The 26,976-nt window shown below is 43.0% G+C and carries 23 protein-coding genes and 1 pseudogene; 2 read left to right on the top strand and 22 right to left on the bottom strand.

The annotated features are described in order from the left end of the window. Positions 1 to 3 precede the first annotated feature (3 nt). A complete protein-coding gene (locus tag NFS18_RS02400; protein ID WP_251387442.1) occupies positions 4 to 1,287 on the top strand; it encodes a GHKL domain-containing protein in 1,284 nt (427 codons plus the stop codon). Here the strand turns inward: NFS18_RS02400 and larE are convergent. Next, positions 1,238 to 2,101: an ATP-dependent sacrificial sulfur transferase LarE gene (gene larE / locus NFS18_RS02395; protein ID WP_331477453.1), complete on the bottom strand. Its 864-nt coding sequence runs from the start codon at positions 2,099 to 2,101 to the stop codon at positions 1,238 to 1,240. The two genes, NFS18_RS02400 and larE, sit on opposite strands and share 50 nt — an antisense overlap. Before the next feature lie 72 nt (positions 2,102 to 2,173). After that, positions 2,174 to 3,556 (bottom strand): nickel pincer cofactor biosynthesis protein LarC, encoded by a 1,383-nt coding sequence (gene larC, locus NFS18_RS02390; protein WP_251387440.1) that lies wholly within the window; start codon positions 3,554 to 3,556, stop codon positions 2,174 to 2,176. Positions 3,557 to 3,851: 295 nt separating this feature from the next. Here larC and NFS18_RS02385 point away from each other — a divergent pair, with 295 nt between their 5' ends. After that, on the top strand, positions 3,852 to 4,427 hold the full coding sequence (locus tag NFS18_RS02385; RefSeq protein ID WP_251387438.1) for a VanZ family protein: 576 nt from the start codon (positions 3,852 to 3,854) through the stop codon (positions 4,425 to 4,427). Between the two features lie 89 nt (positions 4,428 to 4,516). On the opposite strand, the gene NFS18_RS02380 is transcribed toward NFS18_RS02385, so the two are convergent. The 20 genes and pseudogenes from NFS18_RS02380 to NFS18_RS20065 all read right to left on the bottom strand — a co-directional run. Further along, positions 4,517 to 5,740 carry a Y-family DNA polymerase gene (locus NFS18_RS02380; protein ID WP_251387436.1) on the bottom strand — a complete coding sequence of 408 codons (1,224 nt, stop codon included), beginning with the start codon at positions 5,738 to 5,740 and terminating at the stop codon, positions 4,517 to 4,519. 54 nt (positions 5,741 to 5,794) lie between these two features. After that, the gene (clpB, locus tag NFS18_RS02375) at positions 5,795 to 8,377 is read right to left on the bottom strand and encodes an ATP-dependent chaperone ClpB (protein ID WP_251387434.1); all 2,583 of its coding nucleotides are present in this window, start codon (positions 8,375 to 8,377) and stop codon (positions 5,795 to 5,797) included. Between the two features lie 253 nt (positions 8,378 to 8,630). Next, on the bottom strand, positions 8,631 to 9,818 hold the full coding sequence (locus NFS18_RS02370; RefSeq protein ID WP_251387432.1) for a DUF2974 domain-containing protein: 1,188 nt from the start codon (positions 9,816 to 9,818) through the stop codon (positions 8,631 to 8,633). Positions 9,819 to 9,928: 110 nt separating this feature from the next. Continuing rightward, positions 9,929 to 10,684, bottom strand: a complete 756-nt coding sequence (aroD, locus tag NFS18_RS02365; protein WP_251387430.1) for a type I 3-dehydroquinate dehydratase — start codon at positions 10,682 to 10,684, stop codon at positions 9,929 to 9,931. Between the two features lie 92 nt (positions 10,685 to 10,776). Beyond that, positions 10,777 to 12,132 carry an ATP-binding protein gene (locus NFS18_RS02360; RefSeq protein WP_251387428.1) on the bottom strand — a complete coding sequence of 452 codons (1,356 nt, stop codon included), beginning with the start codon at positions 12,130 to 12,132 and terminating at the stop codon, positions 10,777 to 10,779. A 1-nt stretch (position 12,133) separates the two neighbouring features. Continuing rightward, positions 12,134 to 12,853, bottom strand: a complete 720-nt coding sequence (locus NFS18_RS02355) for a LytR/AlgR family response regulator transcription factor (protein WP_251387426.1) — start codon at positions 12,851 to 12,853, stop codon at positions 12,134 to 12,136. A gap of 111 nt (positions 12,854 to 12,964) precedes the next feature. Further along, entirely contained in the window at positions 12,965 to 13,621 is a 657-nt protein-coding gene (locus NFS18_RS02350) for an ABC transporter ATP-binding protein (RefSeq protein WP_331477451.1), read from the bottom strand. Between the two features lie 50 nt (positions 13,622 to 13,671). Continuing rightward, on the bottom strand, positions 13,672 to 14,565 hold the full coding sequence (locus NFS18_RS02345) for a hypothetical protein (protein WP_251387424.1): 894 nt from the start codon (positions 14,563 to 14,565) through the stop codon (positions 13,672 to 13,674). Beyond that, complete coding sequence (locus NFS18_RS02340) at positions 14,558 to 15,292, bottom strand: ABC transporter permease (protein WP_251387421.1); 735 nt, start codon at positions 15,290 to 15,292, stop codon at positions 14,558 to 14,560. Before NFS18_RS02340 ends, NFS18_RS02345 begins: the two co-directional genes overlap by 8 nt. A 6-nt stretch (positions 15,293 to 15,298) precedes the next feature. Continuing rightward, entirely contained in the window at positions 15,299 to 16,810 is a 1,512-nt protein-coding gene (locus tag NFS18_RS02335) for a DUF6034 family protein (RefSeq protein ID WP_251387419.1), read from the bottom strand. 248 nt (positions 16,811 to 17,058) lie between these two features. After that, positions 17,059 to 17,538 carry a hypothetical protein gene (locus NFS18_RS02330; protein WP_251387418.1) on the bottom strand — a complete coding sequence of 160 codons (480 nt, stop codon included), beginning with the start codon at positions 17,536 to 17,538 and terminating at the stop codon, positions 17,059 to 17,061. Positions 17,539 to 17,603: 65 nt separating this feature from the next. After that, positions 17,604 to 18,959: a DNA repair protein RadA gene (radA, locus tag NFS18_RS02325; RefSeq protein ID WP_251387415.1), complete on the bottom strand. Its 1,356-nt coding sequence runs from the start codon at positions 18,957 to 18,959 to the stop codon at positions 17,604 to 17,606. A 135-nt stretch (positions 18,960 to 19,094) separates the two neighbouring features. Beyond that, complete coding sequence (locus NFS18_RS02320) at positions 19,095 to 19,508, bottom strand: endosialidase (RefSeq protein WP_251387413.1); 414 nt, start codon at positions 19,506 to 19,508, stop codon at positions 19,095 to 19,097. An 83-nt stretch (positions 19,509 to 19,591) separates the two neighbouring features. Continuing rightward, a complete protein-coding gene (locus NFS18_RS02315) occupies positions 19,592 to 22,036 on the bottom strand; it encodes an ATP-dependent Clp protease ATP-binding subunit (RefSeq protein WP_251387411.1) in 2,445 nt (814 codons plus the stop codon). A gap of 100 nt (positions 22,037 to 22,136) precedes the next feature. Further along, a complete protein-coding gene (locus tag NFS18_RS02310; RefSeq protein WP_251387402.1) occupies positions 22,137 to 22,505 on the bottom strand; it encodes a GntR family transcriptional regulator in 369 nt (122 codons plus the stop codon). Between the two features lie 187 nt (positions 22,506 to 22,692). Continuing rightward, positions 22,693 to 23,442 carry a tRNA (N6-threonylcarbamoyladenosine(37)-N6)-methyltransferase TrmO gene (tsaA, locus tag NFS18_RS02305; protein ID WP_331477449.1) on the bottom strand — a complete coding sequence of 250 codons (750 nt, stop codon included), beginning with the start codon at positions 23,440 to 23,442 and terminating at the stop codon, positions 22,693 to 22,695. Next, positions 23,432 to 23,704, bottom strand: coding sequence for a helix-turn-helix domain-containing protein (locus tag NFS18_RS02300; RefSeq protein ID WP_251387389.1), 273 nt, complete (start codon positions 23,702 to 23,704; stop codon positions 23,432 to 23,434). The genes tsaA and NFS18_RS02300 overlap by 11 nt, the downstream gene beginning before the upstream one ends. A gap of 108 nt (positions 23,705 to 23,812) precedes the next feature. Further along, a complete protein-coding gene (locus tag NFS18_RS02295; RefSeq protein ID WP_251387387.1) occupies positions 23,813 to 25,066 on the bottom strand; it encodes an L-rhamnose isomerase in 1,254 nt (417 codons plus the stop codon). Positions 25,067 to 25,133: 67 nt separating this feature from the next. Further along, the gene (gene rhaB / locus NFS18_RS02290) at positions 25,134 to 26,537 is read right to left on the bottom strand and encodes a rhamnulokinase (protein WP_251387379.1); all 1,404 of its coding nucleotides are present in this window, start codon (positions 26,535 to 26,537) and stop codon (positions 25,134 to 25,136) included. Positions 26,538 to 26,707: 170 nt separating this feature from the next. Then, positions 26,708 to 26,899, bottom strand: a pseudogene (locus NFS18_RS20065) (glycosyltransferase family 2 protein); the annotation flags it as partial. Positions 26,900 to 26,976 lie beyond the last annotated feature (77 nt).

The following is a 26,976-nucleotide window of genomic DNA, read 5'->3' as shown; positions in this document are numbered from 1 at the left end:
ACCATGCTTTTACTACTTGAATTTATCATAAACTGGATGATTTCACTCACATACGGAACCCTGATCTTTCTGATCATCAACAGGTTCCTCAGCTTCCGCTGGAAGCATCTTGTGATTCAGTTTCTTGCAGTTGCTATTCTTGCCGCGTGTTCTAATATTGTTGTTTACCCAGAAGAGGTGACCGGAACAATCGGCTTCTTCCTCTTTTTTATTGTATTTATGGCATGTTGTTTCGAGGATGAATTGTATTTAAAGCTGTCTGCCGCACTGATCATCTTTCCGGTTATCGCAGCTTCCAACTATATCACACAAGATATCGGCTCATTGATCTGGATGCATCTATTTAACAGTAATATGTCCCCGGCAGCCTCCACGATCCTTCACAGTCTGACACTGGCTTTACGCATTCCGTTCTGGTATTGTGTATATACCTGTATTCTGAAATGGATCGCTCCCGGCTCAAAAATGCTGACACGCAAGATGTGGCTGATTCTGGATATGATTTCACTGACTTCCTTTATCAGTGTTATTACCGTAATCCAAAAGACCACCTCCCTGAATTCCTATACCGCATATCCAACCTGTGCTGCCTGCATCCTCACCAGTCTTGGATGCTGCGGTCTTCTGACTTACATGGCAAAAGCCGCGCGCGCGGATATCGAATTGCAGGCATATCAGTACCAGCAGACCTACTATAAGGAACTGGAGCAAAACCAGCAGACTGTCCGCAAGCTGCGCCATGATATGAAAAACCATTTGAATATCATCGGAACGTTTCTAAAAGAACAGCAGACAGAACAGGCTGAATCTTACTTACAAGAGCTGAGCCATGAATTTTCTGCAAGCGCAAAGATTTACTGTCAGAACAGTATTATCAATGCTGTATTGAACAGCAAAGAACAGCTTGCAAAAGATATGGAAATTGATTATCAATTTCAAATTGATCTGGAAGAAATTCCGGCAATCCGGGATATCGATCTTTGCTCTCTCTTTGCAAACACACTGGATAATTCAATCGAAGCCTGCCAAATGATCCCCCGGATAAAAGACCGCGTCATGTCAGTTAAGGTAAGATGTAAAAACCATTTTTTCAGCTATCAAATTGAAAATGCAAAGGCGCATGAGATACGCATAGAAAATGAACTAATTCAGACAAGTAAACCGGATTCTGAGGGGCATGGCATCGGTTTACAAAATATAAAAAGTATTGTGAAAAAATATAACGGAGACATCAATATCACCTATGATGAGAATAGCTTTGCTGTGACGATACTGATTCCTTTTTAATATGAATATCCATACTGCCGGAACGGAATCCTTCTAAATCTAATGTGATGTAGTCGTATTTCAGTTGTTTAAGAAACGATATGATTTCTTTTTTACATACTAAAAGACTTTCAATAGATTCTTCATCTACCTCAATACGCGCTATATTCTCATGTACCCGCAGTCTCACATTATAAAAACCAAGGGAACGAAGATAACTCTCCCCCTCCTCTACCCGCTTCATATCTTCGTAAGTCAGACGGACACCATATGGAAACCTCGTTGCCAGACATGGCATTGCCGGACGTTCTGACACAGACAGACCGTATTCTGCCGCCAGTCTGCGGACATCTTCCTTTGTCAGTCCCGCCCTCATCAGCGGGCTGTGGATTCCAAGCTCCTGAACCGCCTGTAATCCGGGACGATACATCTGCAGATCATCTGCATTTGTTCCTTCCAGAATATGCGGTGCAAGAAGTTCTGCTGACTTCTCCTGTATGCGTGTAAGTAAGTACTTTTTGCATCGATAACATCTGTCCTCGGGATTGTACGCAATCCCGGCTTCCGCCAATTCGTCCACTGCGATCACAATATGCTTTGCACCGATTTCCTCTGCCACGGCTTTGGCATGTTTGATTTCTCCAACAGGGTGAAGGCTGGTCTGCATAGTGACTGCATATACCTCTTTTCCACTCTGTGCCGCTGACTCGCAAGTCATCTTCAGGAGAAGAGCGCTGTCCACACCTCCGGAAAATGCTACGATGCATCTCTTAGAAACGAGATGTAACAAATTTGATTTTAGTTGTTCAATTTTCTCAGCATAGGTTACCATCATCTATTTCTTCCTTATAAAATAATGTTGTTTTCCGTCTTACTTTCCTTTACAAATATAATCTGAAATTTATTATTAATCTATCGCATTTTGGATCTCATAGTACATTACCTGATAGTTCATATCATGCTTCTTTGCAAGCTTAGCAACACTTCTATATTCCGGATAGCCTCGCTTCTCTCCGTTTGGAAGTGTACAGATTTTCACATCTGCTTCTCCAAACCGGGTTGAAATCCTTCTTTTTTCTCTTGGCAGAACAGACCTCTCCAGCTTCAGTCTTCGGATTCCGATGGTTGTTGTTCCATGAAAAATAATTTCTTCCAGTCTGGAAATCATATCCTCTGTACATATCACATTGAGCTGGTATGCCGGACGATTCTTCTTCATAAAAACCGGAGTGTAATAGACGTCTCTTGCTCCTGCTTCCATCAACCGTTCCATTACAAATCCCAACTGTTCTCCGGTGCAGTCATCAATATTGCTTTCTAATTTAAAAATCACATCTGCCGCAGAAATAGCCTGCACATTGCTGCCATTTTCATACCAAGACAGATTGCCGGCTTCTTTCTCAATCGTGTTCTGTCCGAACTGCTCTTCGATCAACATTGCACGAAGAATTCCCGGTCTTTCATACTCCCGTTTCCCCGCTCCCAGACCGATTTTCCGAACAGTAAAATACTCCGGCAGTTTCCGGCTAGTTGCAACTGCTGCCACTATGGCGGCTCCGGTCGGTGTCACAAGTTCTCCTTCTGTAGAGGTCATATGCAATGCGATCCCATGGTCTTTCACAATATTTGCAACTGCGGGAACCGGCACGGGAATAACACCATGCTGACAGCGGACACAGCCACGCCCCTCGTAAAGTTCAGATACAATGACATCTTCAATATCCAGATTATCCAGACAGACTGCCACAGCCAGAATGTCTACAATAGAATCCACTGCGCCCACCTCATGAAAATGCACTTCTTCAATAGGAACACCATGTGCCTTCGCTTCTGCCTCAGCCAGAATATGGAAAATCTTCTCCGTAATTTCTTTTGCCCGTTCAGTCGCCCCGGAATGTTCTATAATATGCAGAACATCTTCTAATCCACGATGTTCGTGGTTATGTGAATGTTCGTGGTTATGCGAATGTCCATGCTTCTGTAAATGCTCATGGTTATGCAGATGTTCATGCTCCTGTGAATATCCATGTGTTTCTTTCTTGCATGTTCCATACAAATATTCCATATCATGATCGTGATTTTCATGTGCTTTATCCAGAATAACTGCAAAATCACATGCATCAATCCCTGCTTTTTTCACTCTGCTGATTCTTGTCTGAAATCCACCTGCGGGAATACTCTTCAATACGTTATTGAGTATTTCCGCATCTGCCCCCAGATCCAGCAATGCCGCCACTGTCATATCCCCGCTGATGCCGGAATAACATTCCAGATATAATGTATTTGCCATGATTGTTCTCCTTACTCCGCTTTCTTTGTCTTAAAACAATTAAAAAATTTATCTACATTACACATTTTTACGGACTTTACAACAAGAGCAAAGTCCTATACCGACCTGATGATGTTACACTTATCTTGATCGATTATTCCTGAAATTTGACTTTTTTTCATATCCAATTATAATATGATACTAGAGACAAAAGATCATATATATCATGATATATTTAGCTTATCATAATATTTTCAAAAAACAAGTATTGATAAAACAGCATTTCAATTATATAACAAATAGAAAAGAGGTTATTATGAAACAGATATTATTATTTTTCCTAAAGCCATTGTCATTTCTCCCCGCATTGCTGATGATGTATCTCATCTTTCGTTTTTCGGCACAGACCGGAGAGATTTCTGGAAATCTCAGCTATGAGGTCAGTTACAAAATCGTAGAAATCGGAAATGAAGTGTTGAACAAGGGGCTGGAGGAGTGGGAAATCAGTAACTATGCGTATGAAATCGAATATCCCGTGCGTAAGCTTGCACATATGACCGAATATTTTCTGCTTGCGATCGCCCTTTCCTTTCCGTTCTATGTATACGGGCTGCGCGGTTTTCCGCTGATGTTAGTAGCCGGATCAATCTGTGTGGCATTTGCCTGCGGCGATGAATATCATCAGTCTTTTGTTGCAGGAAGGGGACCGTCTGTCAAGGATGTAATAATAGACAGTACAGGCGCTTTCTTCGGTATTCTGACCGTACGGATCATATGCTGGATTTTCTTAACCCCGGCACGGGTTGTCGAACGTCAGGAGGCATTTGCCTACCGGAAGGCAGCCAAAAGGCGCGCAAGGCGCAGAAATTCAAACCGGCGAAATCTTCGTTGATCTGAGATTTCGCCTGACATATTTTTAAAATATCTTTTCAGCAAGCACGCTACTTGCTGTCCAAAGCCATTGGATATGATTTTCTTATATTATTTACTATAATCCTTCCACTCTGGAGGCTTCATCACGCTTGCCTTCTTCACTGCATTTTCTCCAAACCGTTTCCGTATTTCCTCCATCGCCGCATTCAGCTTCTTATGCTTTTCGTCTGGTTCTTTTGGGATCTCAATATCAAAAATACTTAACTGCTCCGGTTCAGACTCCGCAGTCAGCTTAGATGTCCGAATGCCGAGAAGCCGCACAGGTTCTCCGCTCCATACCTCTTCAAATAACTGACAGGCGGTCTCGTATAAAATTTGTTCCTCATTGGTCGGTTTTTGCAATTGACACTGATGAGACATACTTTGAAAATCATGATACTTAATCTCCATACTGACCATGTTTGCCTTTTGTCCTGCCTTGCGAAGCCTGCGTCCCACACTTTTGGCCAGCCGCCGAAATACCGGCTGTACTTCCTCATAAGACACCGCGTCCTGGGACATCGTTGTTGAGTTTCCGATCCCCTTTGCCTTGGATTGTTCCGACTGCACAGAAGAATGATCGATTCCGTTTGCAAACTCCCAAAGCATTTTCCCATGACTTTTTAAATGTAATTTGATCAGATTTAAATCTGTCTGTGCCAGATCCCCGATCGTACGGATCTCCAGTTTCTTCATGATTTCCACACTGGAGCCTCCCGCCATAAATAACTCACCGATAGGAAGCGGCCACATTTTCACCGAAATTTCTTCTGGAAACAGGGTATGTATCTTGTCCGGCTTTTCAAAATCCGACGCCATCTTTGCCAGTAATTTATTTGACGAGATTCCAATATTCACCGTAAATCCAAACTTCTCACGAATACCATTTTTAATTTCCAGCGCCCCCTCCACCGGAGATGCATACCGCTCTGCAATTTGTGTAAAGTCCATGTAGCATTCATCCACACTGACTTGCTCGATCTCCGTTGTAAACGTCCGCAGATACTCCATCATCTGCGCGCTTTTCTCACGATACATATTGTGGTCAGGCGGCTCCATGACAAGATTGGGACACTTACGAAAGGCATTCACCACAGGTTCCCCTGTGTGAATGCCATATTTTTTGGCAGAAAGGGACTTTGCCAGAACGATGCCGTGGCGCGACTTCTGGTCACCCCCGATGATCGCGGGAATCTGACGCAGATCCACCTCTGCCCCATGCTTTAGTTGTTCCACTGCGGTCCAACTCAAATATGCTGAATTTACATCAATATGAAAGATGATGGATGTCATGAAACTTTGTTCCTTTCGAGAGCCGGCAACAGGATTGTGATTTTATTTCACACGTTACCTCACACGCGGCTCCAGTTTTCCGTTAACGACGTCAATCAAAATACAGTCATCTCTACCCACATTTCCTTCCAAAATCAATCTTGCTGCCAGTGTCTCTACATTCTTCTGCAAATAACGCTTCAGCGGACGGGCGCCGTACATCGGCTCATAGCCGCCTTCTACAACAAAGTTCTTTGCTTCTTCCGTCAATTCAATAGATAATTCTTTCTCTTCCAGCCGTTTATTGACATCGTCTGTTAACAAATCAATAATTGCATAAATATTGGATTTCGTCAACGGTTTGAACATAATAATCTCATCTAACCGATTTAAAAACTCCGGTCGGAAATGTGCACGCAGCTCATTCATTACCATGTTCTGATTCTCTGTATCAATAGTTCCATCTTCTTCAATTCCATCCAGCAGATAGTGTGCGCCGATATTGGAGGTCATGATCAGAATCGTATTCTTAAAGTCTACCGTACGTCCTTGTGAATCTGTGATCCGTCCGTCATCCAGCACCTGAAGAAGAACATTAAACACATCAGGATGTGCTTTCTCCACCTCGTCAAAAAGTACAACAGAATATGGTTTTCTGCGGACTGCCTCGGTCAGCTGACCACCCTCATCATATCCTACATATCCCGGAGGCGCTCCGATCAAACGAGACACGGAATATTTCTCCATGTATTCACTCATATCAATACGCACCATATTATTCTCATCGTCAAACAGGCTCTCTGCAAGCGCTTTTGCAAGCTCTGTCTTGCCCACGCCGGTAGGTCCTAAAAATAAGAACGATCCAATTGGCTTGGACGGATCTTTGATTCCCGCTTTGGAACGGATAATTGCTTCCGTCACAAGCTCCACCCCTTCGTCCTGTCCGATAACTCGTCTATGCAGTTCCTCTGCAAGATGCAGAGTCTTACTCCGCTCGCTTTCATTTAACTTAGCCACTGGAATCCCGGTCCACCGGGAAATGATACGTGCAATCTCTTCTTCAGTCACTGCCTCATGTACCAGTGACAGTTCCTTTTCTTTCAGCTTTCCCTCCTCAACTTCTAGTTGCTGCTGCAACTGTGGAAGCTGCCCATACTGCAGCTCCGCCGCACGGTTCAGATCATACTCTCTCTGAGCCTTCTGAATATCCCTGTTGATCTGCTCTATCTGCTCACGGATTTTTTGTACCCGTTCAACAGAAGCCTTCTCATTATCCCACTGTGCTTTTTGTCCTGCATATTCCTCTCTTAAAGATGCCAGTTCCTCCTGCAAATGTACAAGACGTTCCTGACTCAATCTGTCATTTTCCTTTTTCAATGCCTCTTCTTCAATCTCCAGCTGCATGATCCGGCGGCTCAATTCATCCAGTTCTGTCGGCATAGAATCCAGCTCCGTTTTAATCAATGCACATGCTTCATCCACAAGGTCAATTGCCTTATCCGGCAAGAAACGGTCTGAAATATAACGGTTGGACAATACTGCTGCCGCTACTAACGCACTGTCTGTAATCTTCACACCGTGGAACACTTCATATCGTTCTTTCAATCCCCGGAGAATGGAAATTGCGTCCTCCACAGTTGGTTCCGATACAAGAACCGGTTGGAACCGACGTTCCAGCGCCGCATCCTTCTCAATATACTGACGATATTCGTCCAGTGTCGTAGCGCCGATACAATGCAGTTCTCCCCGTGCAAGCATTGGCTTTAACATATTTCCCGCATCCATGGCGCCGTCTGTCTTACCGGCTCCCACAATAGTATGCAGCTCATCAATGAAAAGAATAATCTTACCATCGCTGTTCTTTACCTCTTCCAGTACGGCTTTCAAACGCTCTTCAAATTCACCGCGATACTTAGCGCCTGCTACAAGAGCTCCCATGTCCAGTGAAAAAATGGTTTTTTCTTTAAGTCCTTCCGGCACGTCACCTTTTACAATGCGCTGTGCCAGTCCTTCTACAACTGCAGTTTTGCCTACACCAGGTTCACCGATCAATACCGGATTGTTTTTCGTCTTACGGGATAGAATACGAATCACATTCCGGATTTCTTCGTCACGTCCGATGACCGGATCCAGCTTTTGCTCCCTTGCGCGCTCCACCAGGTCCTGCCCGTATTTATTTAACGTATCATAGGTTGCCTCAGGATTGTCACTTGTCACACGCTGATTCCCCCGCACGGTAGACAACGCCTGCAAAAAGCCCTCCCGGCTGATTCCATTTTCCTGAAACAGGGTCTTCATCTCCTGGCTTGCATATTTCATCAGTGCAAGGAAGATGTGTTCCACAGAGACATACTCATCTCCCATCTGCTTCGCTTCATCCTCTGCATGAATCAGAACATTATTCAAGTCCTGTCCTACAAATACCTTACCGCCCTGTACTTTGGGGCGTTTGTTGATTGCTTCCTCCACACGGTTTACAAACAGAGAACTTTGGAATCCCATCTTCTCCAAAAGCTTCAAGATCAAACTGTTCTCCTGTGTAACTAATGCATATAATAAATGCTCCTGTGCAATCTCTTGATTGCCATAATCATACGCCAGCTTCTCACAAGCCTGTACTGCCTGCAATGAATTTTGTGTAAATTTGTTTATATTCATAAGAAATCCTCCTCGTTATGAGCACTTAGTGACTGTACTTTAGTCACTTACGTGCGATACATGCAGACGCCGTTAGTGAGGTTCCTCACGAACTTACCAGTCTGCTTCGTTAGAGCTCTTTTGTTCTATTGACAATATAACAATAGCACAAATTATTAGCACTGTAAAGAGGTGAGTGCTAATTTTTTCAAAAAAAGAACAGACATTGCCTCATCACAATATCTGCCCTAACAAACATTTTATCGAGTTCATATTATTTCTTTCTTGTTGGGTTTAACAACTCTGTAATCCCAAGCATCTGAGGGATATTTGACATCATTTCCTTCAAAAGACTCTGCAGCACACCTTTAGAATCCGAGTCCATCTCCTCTATTTCCTTCATTATAATCCGAATGTTTTTCAGCCCGCCGTCCTGCAATTCTGTCAAGGTTGCAGCCTGTGTAGCTTCCAGCACTGCAAACAAATCGTCAATAACCTGCTGCCGCTGTTCTCCTTCTACCTGTGCCAGCCAGCCTTTAATACTCCTATCCATACCTGCGGCAAAATTAGATATTACTGGACAATATATAAAAGACGGCCCCACTACCTCCCATGAAAGTCCATCATGCTGCATCACGCCTTTCTGATCACTTCGGATCACTGCCGGCTCCGCCACATGCTCCAACAACATTCCGATAATGGAACTCTCCGGAATATACCTTTTGATTCTGTTACTTATTCTTTGATACCCCGGTTTCTCAAAAAATTCCATTTTAAATCCCGGACCATCATTATTGTAAATCTCTAATATACGGTCCTGAACCGCTTCCTCGCAGCAAGCCGCCGCATAAACCGCCAGATTTCCACCCTTAGAGTGACCGCCGATCCTAATCTTCTTTACTGCTTCTGCAGCCCGCTCAGCAGCCCTGACTGCACATGCCGCTTCCACAAATTCCGGAACATCCAGTTCTTTCTTTTCCGCTCCTGCTGTATTGAGATATGCAACAGCTTCTTTTTCTGCCGGAACCTCTCCCTTGCTCAGATAAAAATCTTCCTTCCAGCCAACAATCGTATCATCAGTTCCCCGATATGCAATAAAGGTTGTCCCGTCCCCCAACAAAATTTCCATTGCCGCAAACTGCAGCATCTTTTCTAAATCTATTTTATTCACATAATTCTGTACAAGCAAATTGCCAAACCGCTCTGTTGATGCCATTGCCTTTAATACCTTCGGCGCCAGACGGATAAAGGATTTATCCTTTTTCAATTCCTTCTCTGTATGCTGCTCAAAAAATCGTTCCGACAAATCTCGTACTGTCATTGTATTCTCGCCTATTCCCGGCGCTGCTCCATCCAGATTGACATAGACAAGATAACACAAGATTAGGTTGTCTACTTCATTAAATTCACTCTGCGCAAAAGTCAAATCTCCTCTCCACGCAAGATAATCCAGCATATTCATTCCCTGTTCTCCCTGTCATCAAATCACTGAGTTACTGTTCACAGCCTGCTGCTGTGAACAGTAACATCACTGATTCTCTCTTCTCTTAAGCAGTTTTGACACTACTTTACTTATATATGCAAAATCTCCAACACCTGCCGCAATTCTTTCACCCCAAGCTGTCCTGGTGCAGACAACTGCCCCGCTGCTCCAAAAGTCAGCGCTGAACCAAATGCTTCACCGCAGATCCGGCTGATCACACCGTCTCCCGCCATTGACATTGTAATGATCGGTCTGTCTGCATATAACCGTGACATCTCTTCTGTTGCCGAAAGCAGCGTCAATACATCCTGTTTATCCTTTGGCATTACTGCAATCTTAGGAATATCGACTCCCAGCCCCTGCATGTTTTGAAGTCTATTTACAATCTCTTCTCTCAGTGGGGTTCCGTGAAAATCATGATTGGAACCAATTACCTTCACACTGCACGCATGGGCTGTCTCCACCAGTCCTCTGACAACTTCCTCTCCGGTAAATGCCTCCACATCTATCAGATCCACATAACCGCTTTCTGCCGCCAGCCGGTTCAATTCTGCATATCTTTCTGTATTTATCTCTTTCTCTCCGCCCTCCTTTAAAGTGCGAAATGTAAACAAAAGGGGAAGTTCCCCTAATATCTTACGCAGACCACACAGTATCCCCAATACCCTTTCTGGTTCAAATACAGACTCATACCAGTCTGCACGCCACTCCACTACATCCACCGGAAGCTCATGCATCGCACCCGCTTCCTTTAGAATCTCTTCTTCTGTCCTTCCCACGATTGGAGCACAGATTTTGGGAATCCCTTCTCCAATTGCCACACCTCTTATTACTACCGGATTCATATGTCAATCCTCCATTGTTCAGTCTCTATTTCCTTTGTATAAATTTTCTTTCATTATAAGTTGTTTTTCTTTAAAATCCAAGTATTTTTATTTTATACATACAACAACACGGTCAATGTAAATCTATGCCCTTTTGTATCAATATCCATCACTCCTCCGACTTTCTCCACAGTTTCCCTGATATTCTTCAATCCAAATCCATGGTTTACTTTCTCTTTCTTACCAGTCAGATATTCTCCCCCGGCTCCTGTCTGCAATTCCCCGATATATGGATTACTGATCTGGATTAACAATCGTCCCTTCGTATAATGCAATATCAGACAAATACTCTTTTCTTCTGTTTTTTCTGCTGCCTCTATCGCATTATCAATGGCATTTCCCAGAATAATACTCATAGCATGCGATGATATATCAAGTTCTTTTGGAATCTGGACATCTGGTTCAAATGTAACTGAATGCTGCTCTGCCTCCAGCTTTTTATAATTAAGAATACTGTCTATTGCCGTGTTGCCGCTTTGTACTTCGCACCTGCTTCCCAGCTCATACCGAATCAGATTGTCCAGATATTTTTTCGCCTCATCCTCCCGTCTGAAATCCAGCATCCCTCTTAATACAATAAAATGATTATTCAAATCGTGCTGTATCTGTTTCCATGCCGCCGTTGATTGCTCCATATTTTTCAACTGACTTTCATAATATCGATTTTCTCTTTGCAGAAGCATTTTTTCGTATGTATCCGATATTGACCAGACCGTAAAATCATACAGCCAAAATAACCCAATAATTACGGCAAACAATATAGGGGAGGTCTTTTTATCCAAATAATATTGTATCTGGTAAAAAATAAGAAACACTAGTCTGAATAGCAGGTATCCAATTCCACAAGGTACTAGAAAGACCAAAATCCGGTAGATAACAGGCTTTTTCACTCCATTCTGTATATTTTTGATACCTACCCCTGTAAAAACCACCATATAAACCAATATGGCAGACAACATCAATTGAAATACCGCAGCAGCTTCAATATGCATAAGTCTCATTCCGTCTGTCATTTTTACAAAATAAAATGCTGCAATATCTGCTGCCCGGAACAGTACGGATGCTCCCATTGTCACCAGTATATTTTTGCGTATATTTCTTTCATAATAAAATGTCATCCCCAGCACTGCCGCAAGCTCTGTGATACACATCAAAATGGTCAGCGTTCCCGTTTTATGAATATCAGTTGTATAATAATACCCTATACTCTCCCCCGACATCAACGGGGATGGATTGTTCACAAAAGCCGCAAATACAGTCAGTACAAAATAACAGCCATACAAACCAATATCCAGACACAACTTCTTTTCTGGCTTTTTCTGATAAAACAGACGAAGGAAACGATATACAATATACGTTCGCCCTGCAGTTCCCAATATGAACATCACCTGATACAAACTCATTTCCATCTTACAAATACCTCATCTCTCTCTCTAACTGCAGTTCCTTGACAGCCTTTCTCTGTCCCTGACTGATTGATATCACATCCTCATTATGCATGATCAACTGAGTTGTCTCGAATATTTTTACCTTATCATAATGTACGAGAAAAGATTTATGGCAGAAAAAGAATCCATGTTTTTGAAGCTCCGGATAAATACTTTTTAATGTTCCATAAAAAGTATCGGTTCCACTGACTGTATGCATGATCACTTCTCTGTTATTAGCCTCAAAATAAATAATCTCAGAAAGAAATACTTTCTTATAAGTATATCCTTTCTTATAACAAAAGGTTTCTTCACTATTATCTATCAGCTTTACTGCCTTACGAAATACCTTGGCAAGCTTTTCTTCATCCAACGGCTTTACAAGGAAATGCAGCGGACGGCTCTCAAATAATTCCATAGCATACGATTGTTTTGAAGAAACATATACAATCTGCATATAGTCATTATGCAGCTCATTCCGAATAATTGCTGCCAGTTCAATTCCATTCATCTTCCCCAGCTCAATATCCAGAAGCAGCAGATCAACCATCCCCTCCTCTCTGATATACTTCAGGCACTGCTCTGCAGATGTCAAAACCTCCGTCTCAATTACAACCCCTGCTGCTTCTGCCTGTCTGTATAACATTGTCTCAATTTGTCCGCCAAGGAACACATCATCTTCACATACAGCAATATTTATCATCTTCTTATCTTATCCTTCCAAAGACTGCTTATCGTTTTAAAATGCCATTTTCAAAAATTATAACATTATTGCTGTTTCTTTACAAATCTGCTGCCAACACTCCATAACAGTTCACCCAGAAGGCTGAACTGTTGTCAGCACCCCTGCATCCATCTCACAGATTGTATCACAGAGTCCTTCCATATCCGGCATATTATGGGCTGCCAGCAGAATTGTCTTTCCCCGTTCCCGGAGTTCTTGCAGCAGTTCGCACACCTCTGCTACGCCGCATTTATCCAGTCCATTAAATGGCTCATCCAATATCAGCAATTCTGGATCTTCCATGATTGCCTGTGCAATTCCGAGCCGTTCACGCATTCCAAGAGAATACTGACTTACATGTTTCTTGGAAAAAGGATCCAGTCCCACACGTATAATTGCATCTATGACTTCTTCCCTACCGATCTTCTTCCGCAAATCCGCCAGCCGTTTCAGATTGGCATATCCGCTCAAATGTGGAAGAAAGCCCGGATTCTCAATAATCATCCCTAGAGATTCAGGGAAATCCACGTCCTTCCCAATCCGTTTCCCCATCACCTTGACGTAACCACTGTCAGGACGCAAGAAGCCACAGATACATTTAAACATAACAGTCTTACCGGAACCGTTAAACCCCATAATTCCATGAATCTTTCCTGCTTCAAAGGAATGGGAAATTTCTTTTAAGATCTGTTCTCTGTTAAATGATTTTGATAATTTAATAATCTTCACCGCTGCTTTCATTTCCATGTCACCTCATTTTTATTTCAATCTTCTGCAAAACTGCTGCTTCATAGCTTTTACTCATCCATCTGAATAAACGTAAAATTATATGTCCGCACCTTCGTCCCCGATACAACAATAAGCACAGCAATCATCATAATAAATATTCCTATACTGATCTCCACCCTTGGAAGATAATCATATCCAAAATTATGCATCGGAAATGTGGCATGATTCAGCGGTGACAGCCAGCCGCACAAAACATTTGCCTGATACAACTGATTCTCCGTCAGATGAAACAGCTTTTGAAAAATTTTAGGGCTCATCAGAAATCCATACAAATTCATTGCAAATGCTCCGATTATCCCAGCCGCATTTCCCAAAACCAAATTCAGACAAAGCATCACTGACACAATAAATAAGGAATAGCAAAGCATGAGTAAAAACACTTGTAAGGCACATTCATAAGGCAGTGTATTCTCCATTGTCTTAACTGATACCGGAACAACACCTTTTGCCGCCCCACCATATCCAAGCATTGCAGCCGTCTTGCTCCATACATTTCCGCCAAAAGCAAATGGTGCCGCAAAAGCTGCCAATACAACAACTAAAAACAAATTATACAGCACCGTGACTACTGTCACATATATAACCTGCCCTGCAAGCCAGACATTACGCTTTGTCCGAATCAGCCGATAAGGGGTCTCCTGATTCACAAAGGGCATATCTCCAAACAAAACGACAAGCAGAAGCGAGGATAACATCACCGACGCAGCATCACCATAAGTCCAGATAAATGGTTCCAGAATCTGAAGCGCTGTCTCATATCGATGTGCCTGAGTCATCACTTCCTCCGATAACAGCAGACAAAGTACAAATGCAAGTAAAAACGTAATCACAATACGGGGATTCCGTTTCCAACCGGAAAAATTCTGCCCCGCAAGCCAAAATGTCTGTCTGATCTCACGCATGGTCCAGCCTCCTTTTCACAGCCAGTGCAAGGCAAACCGCACAAACCGCAGCCAGCCCTGACAGTACAGCGATACAAAATATATTTCCATAATGAACAGGCGCCGCCCAGTATCTCGGACTTAAAAAATACAATTCCCGATAAAATCTTGACTGAAACAGTGTCAATACATAGTACATAACAAAAGGCATTGCATAGGCAAGGTATTGATTCCTTGTCAGTACGGCAGCCGTACTTCCTGCAAGACCCCAGAAAGCGCCGTTTAAAAACCCCCGCAGCAAGGTTAACAGAATCATTGCCGCCGCACCCACTCCGTTTCCTTCTATCTGCGTGGGAATCCCTTGCAATCCAATATACACTATAAACAATACCAATACCTCTGAAAAGCATACCATCAAGCCTCCGGGCAAGGCACATTCAATTATCTTTTTCACATAATAGCTTCTCTTTCCTATCCGGCTGCAAGAGAATAATGCATATCTGCTGCGTAATTCTGTTTCTGCATATGCACCCGCTGCCATCGGTACGCATATCGGTACAAATAACAATCCATTCTCATTTATGGTACAATAGCGAAATGTCTCTGTCCAACTGACTCCTTCTGCCGAATATTCTGCCCTCAACAAGGTTTTCATATATGGAACCCCGCTTGCAAAAATGAATATTGTAAGCAGTATAAGTCCTGTCCAGAAAAACACATTGGTAAACATCTTTTTCACCTCATTCATAACACTTTACTCCCCTGTGATCACCCGTCCCTCCAGTGCTTCTATCATATATGGAAGATACTGCAAGTCCTCGCCTGCGTGCCCTTCTATTACCCTAAATGACCATACCGGTACAAGCCACGCATTTTCCGGATTGTCATAAGCAGTAATATAAGTATATCCCATGTCCGCCTCTGTCACCCTGTATTGGAACTGAGTCGGGTCATCTGCAGGCTGTCCCGCAGTACATCCTGAATACCAGTAGAATATCTGCTCCACTAACCGTTCCTGTATTTTATCAAAAGAAAGTAACTCCGTATTTTCTGTAATTCTTTTTACTTCTTCTGACATTCCTTTCCACACAAAAGCCTTCACACCGCTTTCCGTCACAGTAACGGTAATTGTTTCCACCGGAAACGGGGGAGAATACATTTCTTCTGTCCGTTCAGTCACTGCTGAATCCCCTTCTAATACATTCAACCCACCTATTTCTCTGGAAAAGGTGTATTGATATCCACATTCTGCGTCCGCCGGGTCTGCCGCCCACCAGAAATCGTCAGATTCACCTATTTTTCCCATTCCTTCTGCATAATCTTCCTTTGAAAACCATAAAACCTTCTCAACAGAAGCCAGGCTCATCTCTTCAACTCCCAAATCTATGAGAAGCTGTTTTGCCTGCATTTCCCCCGTCTCTGTGTCAAATGTACTGTCAGCATAGCGGGCTTCAAACAAGTTCATTCTCTCCAGCATTTGAAGAGTGAACGGATTCTCCTTTTGGAATTCATAAAACATTCTCCGGGCATTAAGACCTGTATAAGACATAATTTCGGCACCCTCTATCCAACTGAAAGAACTGCTGTTCCCCAACTCTGAGTGATACATTTCAGCCTTAATCCGGGCTGTTCTGTTTTCCCCTATATCCGCCTCAAACCAGATAGATTCATCCCGGTTTTCATATAAATCCCTATCCGTCATGATACGGCTCTTAAACGCCTTTTCATATCCCTCATCTACAAATCTGGCTGTAAATTTCACTTCTGCTTTCTCCGGTTCACCGGTCACTTCCGGTGCAATTGCCATTCCGGCTTCTGCACTCTGTTTGGTTTTAAGCTGTTCCATCCAATGATAAGAAGCTGCATAAATTCCTTCTTTATTCTCAATTCTGGAAATCACATTTGCATAAGTGTCCTTCGTATACGGTTGAGGCACATACAGCGTTTCTCCATCTGTAAAATAATCCGCCAACTCCTTCAGCTCTTCTTCTGTAAGCTTGTGATTCTTCATTTCAATCACAGGCAGATTGCCGATCTCCTTTTCTTCCAAATCCAAGTCTGCGCTGACCATCATCCTGTCGTTGTTTTTTAACTCCTCCATCTGCCAATGCTTCGGAATATCAGTCATCCTTGTCTCTCCATCCTTCATCGGTTCTGCAATGACAGCCTCATTCAGCCCCTCTGCCTTACGGACTACAGCGTTCTCCTTAGGCGTCGGCTGACATCCGGTAAATGCAAGACAGATTCCTATAAACCCGATACTCAATTTTTTTAGTCTCCCTGTGTCATAAGCTTTCTTCATTTGTCTCACCCCACATTCTATTTCCTTCCATCTGTTTTCCTTCCTTTTCTAAGTTGATAGCTACAGTATACCGCTGATACTTTCCTATACATCCAAATTGTTGTAACTGATTCGCTTTTTGTTGCAAATAAAAAAGAAGTCCGCTGTTTCATCAAAAATTGATGAATACAAGCTGACTTCTGCCATTCAAACGCTATAAACTTTTCTATTATTTATTCTGGACACATAACGATGACCCTCTGCGGCGTTGTCTGCGGCGGAAGACTCATTGTCGTGACCGTATAGTAGACAAGCAACTCCATATTGCCCGGATTGCACGCAAACTGCTGCCCATTAATCGTTGAGATTCTTGTTGACGGACCAATATTCAACTGTAGGGAATCGTCCCCTGCCAGCAGATTTTCATCAAAGTAATTCAACATGACTTCTTGGTTCTGACGCAGAGCGGTCACAAGCTGTGCCTGATACTGGGGCGGGAAAATTGCCGGAACCGGAAGATTGGCATCATAATATGCTGCTACCCGCATTCCTCTCCTTAAACGTATATTATCGACTATTATTGTGTTCATAGAAACATTAAAGTTTACAATTCCATTATCTGTCATGATTGAAATCATCTGATGACAGCAGGAATCCCCTGTTACAATGGCGCGGATTACCCCCGTGATTTTCCGATAAGATTCAAATGCCATAATAAACATACCTTTTTTCTTTATGATATGACATAATATCCATATAGGTTACTATGCCTGTTACACTATATTAGATTCATGGCATCATTCACTGTCTTTACACCGATAATTTTTATTCCCTTAATCGACTTCACCATATCCATTGACACTTCCGGAATCACACAGACTTCAAATCCCAGCTTCTTCGCTTCTGTCACTCTCTGCTCCGGCATACTGACCGCACGGACCTCGCCGCTTAGTCCCACTTCTCCAAAAACAATCATTTTTTCATCTACCGGACGGTTCTTGTAGCTTGAAATAATTGCCATCACAATTCCAAGATCGATTGCCGGTTCATTCATCTTAATTCCGCCTGCGATATTGACATAGGCATCGCAGTTGGACATATGAAGACCGATTCGTTTTTCCAGCACTGCCATCAACAGATTTACACGATTATAATCTGTTCCCGCCGCAGTTCGTCTCGGCATTCCAAAATTGCTTTCACAGACAAGCGCCTGTATCTCAATGAGCAATGGCCGTGTTCCTTCCATAGAGCAGGCAACCACTGAACCGGACGCATTTTCCGGCTTGCCGCTCAGCATATACTCCGAAGGATTCTCCACCTCTACAAGACCATTCTGCCGCATTTCAAACACTCCGATTTCATTGGTAGAACCGAAACGGTTCTTTACCCCGCGCAGGATCCGGTAAGATGCATGACGGTCTCCCTCAAAATAAAGCACCGTATCTACCATATGCTCCAGTACCCTCGGTCCGGCAACAGTTCCTTCTTTTGTCACATGTCCCACAATAAAAATCGTGATCCCCAGTCCTTTTGCAAGCTGCATAAATACATTGGTTGACTCACGCACCTGGGACACACTTCCTGGCGCAGAAGATACTTCTTCACTGTACATCGTCTGGATCGAATCTATCACAACCAGCTCCGGTCTGCGGTTTTCAATCACATTACGAATGGTGCCCAGATTGGTTTCACAGAGCAGCTTCAGATTCTCTTTGAATTCCCCCATCCGGTTTGCTCTCAGCTTGATCTGTGAAAGAGATTCCTCACCGGAAATATACAAGACGCTTCGTTCCTGCGCCAGTCTCTGACATACCTGCAGTAAAATTGTAGATTTTCCGATTCCTGGATCGCCTCCTACCAGAACCAGTGAACCGGGTACAATTCCGCCTCCAAGCACCCGGTCCAGTTCTGCCATACCAGTTTCGATTCTTGTATGGTCATCTGCGCTGACTTCAGACAGAGCGACAATTTTTACTTCCCGTTCCGTTCTGACATTTGCAGATGCAGAAGAGCCAATGACCTTTTCCTCGACAAATGTATTCCATTCTTTACATGCCGGACACTGTCCCAGCCATTTCGTCTCTTCATGACCACAGTTCTGACAAAAATATATGGTCTTCTTTCCCTTTGCCATTGAATTTCTCCTTTTTTCGTCTTTGTATTCCTATGTCATAAAAAAGGGAACAGGCGCGCCCTGTCCCCGTAATAATTTGTCCTTATAATACTATATGTAGACCCGCTATATCATGCATCTATATTCGAATCTTTTTTAGCATTTTACTACTTTTACTTCTGTACTCTCATCGGTTGCAAGTTCTACGCTTACACTTAATTTCCCGCTTAAGTTGGTTGTCATCCTTCCTGCGGATTCACCGCCGATGAATACCTCATATTCGCTTTCTGGCTCAAGTTCCAGTGTAAACTGAACATCCTCCGGTGCGGATACTTTGAATGTTACCTCACTGTCTGTTTCTCTGAAGTTCTTTACTGTACTTCCCGGAACGGATTCATATACGAACATTCCATTTTTCTCAAGCTTCGTAATCTCTGCAAATGTCTTCACTTTGTAAATATCGCCTTCAAATTCATAGTTATCCAACTTTGTCTTGGAAGCCCGTGTGTAATCTCCAAAACTGAGTGTCCCATCATTTTCTGCACGTAATAATTCTTTTACTGTTGACATTTTCTTCTGTTCCTCCTATGTATTTTGGGCTTTTGACTGTTAGCCTTTCTACATAATAGTATATAATAATTTCCTCTGATTTTCTACTCCTTTATCTCTTTCGGATAAAAAATAATTTCCTTTTTTGAAACCCCTGCTTCTACCTGCATTCCTGCTTTTATTTTCCCACTAAGGATTGCTTCGGCAAGCTTATCTTCCAACTCTGTCTGCAATGCACGGCGCAGCGGTCTTGCTCCATATTTTACATCTGTACCCTTCTCGATAATGAGGTTTTTCGCAGAATCCCTAAGTGTCAGTACAATCTGCATCTGCTCTTTCAGACGATTTGTAAATTCCTTGCACTGCAAGGTCAAAATCTGCTTCATATCGTTCTTATTCAATGGGTGGAACACAATAATCTCGTCAATACGATTGATGAATTCCGGACGGAAGATCAACTTCACCTCTTCCATTACATTCTGTTTCATCCTCTCATAATCACCCTTAGCATCTTCCTTCACTGCAAAGCCCAGTTTCTTCGGTTCCATAATAGCCTTCGCTCCGGCATTGGATGTCATAATAATAACAGTATTGCTAAAATCCACTGTCCGTCCCTGTGAATCTGTAATCCGTCCGTCATCAAGTACTTGAAGCAAAATATTAAAGACATCGGGATGTGCCTTTTCAATCTCATCAAATAAAATCACTGAGTAGGGATGTGTGCGCACTCTGTCACTCAACTGTCCGCCTTCTTCATGTCCCACATATCCCGGAGGGGAACCAATCATCTTAGCAACGGAATGCTTCTCCATATACTCCGACATATCAACACGGATCATCGCGTCTTCCTTACCAAACAAGGTCTCTGCCAGTACCTTAGACAGCTCCGTCTTACCCACACCTGTAGGTCCGAGAAACAGGAAAGAACCAATCGGTCGTTTCGGATCTTTCAATCCCACTCTTCCCCTCTTGACGGCTCTTGCTACGGCGCTGACCGCCTCACTCTGTCCGATGACACGTTTCTTAAGCACCTGCTCTAACTTATTCAAACGTTCTGCATCGCTTTCTTCCAGCTTACTTACCGGAACCTTTGTCCATGCAGATACCACCTCTGCAATATCCGTTTCTCCCACCTGCAGATGTGTAGACTGATTCTTTTTATCCAGCCGTTTCCGCAGGGAAATCAACTTCTTCTGAACTTCCTCCTGTTCCTTCTGTATAAGAGACGCTTCTGCAAAATCTCCCGCCTTGATACTCTCTGTCTTCTGTACAATCAGTTCTTTCAAAGAATCTTCCAGCTTTACCAGATTTTCCGGCACCTTATATCCTTTCAGACTGATCTTAGAGCATGCTTCATCCATCACGTCAATCGCTTTATCCGGCAGATTACGGTCTGTGATATACTGCTCGGATAGCTCTACTGCCGCACGAAGCGCGTCCTCTGTAATCACTACCTTATGGTGCTTCTCATACTTATTCTTTAAACCATACAAAATCTCTAAACACTGCTCCTTATCTGGCTCTTCCACTGTAATGGGTTGGAAACGCCGTTCAAGTGCAGCATCCTTCTCAATATATTTTCTGTATTCAGCAATCGTTGTTGCCCCGATCAACTGCAGCCTCCCCCGTGATAATGCAGGTTTAAGTATACCTGAGGCATCCATTGCCCCCTCTGCTCCTCCTGCGCCGATCATCGTATGCAGCTCATCCATAAACAACAGGACATCCTGATTGGATTCCACCTCCGAAATCAGCCGTTTCATCCGTTCCTCAAATTCTCCGCGGTATTTAGAGCCTGCAATCAATCCCGCCAAATCCAACGTATAAATCCGTTTTCTTTTCATACTCTCCGGTACGACACCAAGCGCAAGTCTCTGTGCCATACCTTCCAGAATTGCTGTTTTACCGACTCCCGGCTCTCCTACCAGACATGGATTATTCTTCGTACGCCGGCTTAACACCTGCATCAAACGGAAGATTTCTTCCTCCCGTCCGACTACAGGATCCAACTTTCCCTCTTCTGCTTCTAATGTCAAATCCCTGCAATACTGCTCAAGCGCTCCGCCAGCGCCGCGGTTCTCATCAGCAATTTCATCCTGATAGTCCTTTGGGTCCACACTCGCCGCTGATAAAATATCCTGAAACATCTTCTGCAAATTAATATTCAAAGTAATCAAAATCTTGGCAGCTACACTATCCACGTCCCGGATAATTGCCATCAGAAGATGCTCCGTTCCCACTTCCTTCATATGAAAACGTGCTGCCTCCGCAACACTGTCTTCTAAGATACAACGGAATCTTGGTGATTCCTTCGGCTGACTTTCTTTCAACTCCCCCGATGCAGGAGCTATCAGTTCATCCATCAATTGCAATATCTTCTCCTCATCGACTCCATGCTGTGCCAGAACCTGTCCAGCCACTCCGGTATATTCCTTACGAAGTCCCAAAAGTAAATGTTCTGTTCCAATATACGGATGTTTCAGTTTTTTTGCCTCTGACGCGGCAAACCGAATCGCTGAAAGCGCCTGTTTTGTATATTGATTCTGCATAAATCCCTCCTATAATTTTATAAATTTAACAAAGCAAAATCCCATTGCGGCAGGCAATTTTTACCAGGTTTTGCATTGTAACAGTAAATGTAGTCAACAATTACAAATATTCATCGAATATAGAATCCACCAACTCGTGCACTTCATCCCTCGTGATGTTCTTACAAAATGCTTTTGCCAGTACAATCTGTAAATTCTCCCGCATCTCTTCTAATGCCTTCAGCTTATTGATATCCAGAGCAATTACAGCACCCCGGCGTTTGTCCAAACTGATGAATCCTTCTTGTTTTAATACATTGTATGCTTTATTTACCGTGTGCATATTCACACCAATTGTATCCGCAAGCTGACGAACAGACGGAAGAGAATCTCCTTCCCGAATTGTTGATGTAGCAATTCCCATGATGATTTGATTGCGAAGTTGTATATAAATCGCTTCATTGCTGCTGAAATCAATCTCAATTAACATTGGCTCAACTCCTGTTCTCATTCGTATCTGCATCAGATTGTGTTATAGTTATATTAGCACAGATGAGTTTTTCCCGCAAGATACGAATCTCAAATCAAGTCCTCTTTCTTTTCACTACTTGCTGTTTTATCCAAATAAAATATGAGTCCACAATATTATTGCAGACTCATATTTATCAAATATACATCTATTTCATCTTTTCTATACCCAATACATACACGCAGCCATCCCCCACCTTAAACTTCACTTCCAACCCGCCGTATTCCAATCCATATATCCTCTCCGGATTATTCTGATATGCAGGACGGGGATCCTGTTCCAACAATTGAGCCAACACTTCTGCCTCTTCCTCTGAAATCAGGCGGCGATACTCTTCGGAAAATTCTACCCGCAGCTTATAGTCCTTTACCAGTCCTGCAAAACCGCCCTCAGCCTCCGGTATACTATCTACATGCGGAAGATATGGCTTCACATCATAAACAGGCGTACCATCCAGTATATCTGCTCCGCTTACAAAAAGAACTGGTCCGTCCTCACACTTCCAATCAATCCGTTCTAATTTCACAACTGACAGACCAATTGGATTAGGGCGAAACGGAGAACGGGTTGCAAAGACTCCTACCCGTTGATTGCCTCCCAGCCGGGGCGGACGCACAGTAGGCGACCACTCATCGCGTATGGATTCTGAAAATTCCCATAAAATCCAAATGTGAGAATACACTTCCAGCCCCCGGAAAGCCTCCTGCACCCGATACTTAGGTTCAAACACAATACGTGATTTTGCATCCGTTAATCCACTCTGCCGGGGAATTCCGAATTTTACGGTAAATCCATTTCTGATATGTGCAATTGTTTCAAGCTCTTTCATTACTGTCTCCATCCCTGATATTTTCTTTTTTGCTTTCTTTTTCCTGCACAACACTTCACTAAATGGCATTGAATGTCTCCTCAACACTCAACACCAAATCGTCAATCGGACACTGGAAAAGTCTGCTCAATCCATATAGATTGTCCAAAGACGGTATTGTTCTTCCGTTGTACCATGCATACACAGACTGGGGACATGACATACTCAGCAAGCTGCATACCTGCCATCTCCCTTCATCAAATAAATCTCCCGCCATTAATCCACAATCTATAGCTTTATTAGAAACTGTTCTGATCCATATGTCAAGCGTTTTAAAATTGCATTGAGCCATAAGTGCATATTTCGCCCGCAAACACTAACATATACATTTTCTCCTTTACATAAAACAGCCGGGAAATACTACGATTTCCCGGCTGCTTCTCATTTTGATATTTTATAATTATGCTCTCTTTGACAGTACTTCTGCCTCATATTTCTCAATCTCATCAAACCATCCCTCTGCAGCAACTCCACATCTCTTACAATATTCTTCCCAGATATCTCCAAGAGGAAGTGTCTTGCACTGCTCCTGCAATGCCATCTTCTTGCTCATCTGATTCGTATCCTGCAATTCTTTGAGCATTGCGCTCGGTGTACACAATGCATTGAGCAGAGCTTTCTGGAAACTTCTGAAACCTGTTACCCATGCAGAAACACGGTTGATGGATGCATCAAAGTAATCCAGTGCGATATAAGTACGCTCCAGTCCATTTTCACAACGGACGATTTCCTGCGCAATTTCTCTTGTCTCGTCATCAAACAGAACCACATGGTCAGAGTCCCAGCGAATCGGACGTGTTACATGCAAGGCAATTTCCGGGAAGAATGTCAGCAAAGCCGGAATCTTATCAGAAACAACTTCTGTCGGATGATAGTGCCCATTATCCATAAGCGGCAGACACTTATCAACATTTGCTGCTGCATAGCTCAGTGAAAACTCAGCAGAACCTACTGTATAAGCCTCAACACCGATACCGAACACCTTGGACTCTACGCATGGCTTTACCATCTTCGGATCATATGGCTCTGACAGAATCTCATCAATAGACTCTTTATAACGAACTCTCGGTCCCATACGGTCAGCCGGAATATCTTTATATCCGTCGCCTGTCCAAATATTCATAACACACGGAATACCTGTCTGCTCTGCAAAATATGTAGAAATACGGATACATGCTTTGCCATGCTCAATCCAGAAACGTCTCACTTCCTCGTCCGGGCTTGACAGTGTCAGTCCGTCTTTCATCATCGGATGTGAGAAAAATGTCGGGTTAAAGTCCAGTCCCATGCCTCTTTCCTTTGCAAAGTCAACCCATTTCTGGAAATGCTTTGGTTCCAGTTTATCCCGGTCTGCGAACTCTCCTTCTTCAAAAACTGCATAAGATGCATGTACATTAATCTTTTTCATTCCCGGCATCAGGCTCATTGCCTTGTCCATGTCCGCCAACAATTCTTCTGGATTTCTTGCTTTACCCGGATAATTCCCTGTTGTCTGGATACCGCCTGTCAGAGGTCCGTCATGGTCGAATCCGGTCACATCGTCTCCCTGCCAGCAGTGCAGAGAAACCGGAACCTGCATACATTTTTCAATGGCGGCATCTGTGTCCACACCTAATTTTGCATAAATTTCTTTTGCTGATTCATATCTTGTCATCTTTTCTTCCTCCTTATTGATATGGCTTTTCTTTTATTTTGCAGGAAATTTACATTCCATGCTATTCTTATTCTTTTCCGTACCACTTGATGTCAAAAGATTCTCCGATACATGTTCTTATTGCGGGAAGGTCTGCGAATACACCGTCATGAAGCATTTGTGCAGCAATGTTGCCGATCGCGGTTGCCTCTGTCGGTCCCGCAGAAACATTTTTTCCTGTGTATCTGGCTGTCAGTTCATTCAAATATCCAGCATTAGCGCCGCCCCCCACAACATAGATTGTATCGTATGTATTTCCTGTGATTGCTTCAATCTCTTTAACTGTATCTCCGTAGCATTTTGCCAGACTGTTATATACAACCGCAGCAATCTCTCCTACGCTCTTAGGTACCTGCTGTTTTGTATTCACACAGAAATCCTGTACTGCCTTGATCATACTGTCCGGCGCAAAGAAACTGTCATCATTGCAGTCCACAATCGATTCTATTGTCTCTTTGGATGCTCTTGAGCAAATCTCCCCAAAAGACAAATCTTCTTCAAATTCCTTTTTCACGGACTGAATCATCCAGAGTCCCATAATATTTTTGAGGAAGCGGAAACGATAATCATATCCGCCTTCGTTAGTAAAGTTCGCTTTCATCGCCTCTCTGGAACAATCTGCCTCTTTCCGTTCAATCCCCATCAGTGACCATGTGCCGGAACTGATGTAGATTGCATTATCATCATTAGTCGGGACAGAAATGACTGCTGAACCTGTATCATGTGTTGCCGGAAGGACAACTTTACAATCAAATCCGACTTCCTCCTGAATCTCTTTTGTAAAATTGCCGGCTACTGTTCCTGGAAGAGAAATCGGCTGGAACATCCTTTTATTATAACCGAGCATTTCTATCAGCTCATAGTCCCAGTCATTTGTCTTTGGATTGACCAACTGTGTACTTGTGGCGTTTGTATACTCCTGTTTCTTCACGCCCGTCAAAAGAAATTGGAAATAATCTGGGATCATCAGCATTGCTTCTGCCTGCTCCATATGCTCCGGATGCTGCTCTTTGACTGCCATCAGTTGATAGATGGTGTTGAACATCTGCTTCTGGATTCCGGTTCTTGCATACAAATCCTCAAGCGGAATCATCTCATAAACCTTATCATCCATTCCTGCCGTGCGGTTGTCACGATATCCAACAGTATCTCCCAGAATCTTATCATCCTTATCCAACAAAACATAGTCTACTGCCCATGTATCAATTCCCATGGATACCGGAATCTTTCCCAGCTCTTTGCACTTTTTCAAACCGTTCTTAATCTCTGTAAATAAGCGATTCACATCCCAGCACAGAGTTCCATTCACATTGTCCATGCCGTTTGGAAAGCGATACACTTCTTCTAACTGCACCTTTCCGTCAACCATGGATGCTAACATGTGCCGTCCGCTGGATGCGCCGATATCCACAGCCAGATAATACTTGTCCATTTTGTGCCTCCTTTATATATTTCTAAGTCTGTTTCTATTATAATTGGTAAAACCGCACAAGAAAAGGACGCTATTTATCAAAAATAACGTCCTTATTTGCAGATTCCATTCAATTATAGGTCTTGATTCACAGAAACGGCATATTCACGGGGACTGTAGAAACTTTCTTATCAATGAAATATTCTAAAATTTTGAAGAATTAAAATTGACGTCATCATTCTTATCATATATTTTACTGAACCAATCACATTTAAATAGCTCGTTCCAACTTTTCTTTTATCCATTATTACCGGAACCTCTGCTACCTTAGCTCCGTTTTTAATCAAATGTGAAATTGTATCTGGCTCAGGACCATAATTAAGCCTGAATTATTCACGCCGCTATAAACTTGCTTAAAAACGGATAGCATTACTTTAAAGTAAGTAAAACCGTAACTTAA

This window comes from Mediterraneibacter agrestimuris, from assembly GCF_943193195.1.
GTDB classification, from domain to species: domain Bacteria; phylum Bacillota; class Clostridia; order Lachnospirales; family Lachnospiraceae; genus Schaedlerella; species Schaedlerella agrestimuris.
Note: the sequence above shows the minus strand (reverse complement) of the source record. Positions and strands in the feature narration are given on the sequence as shown.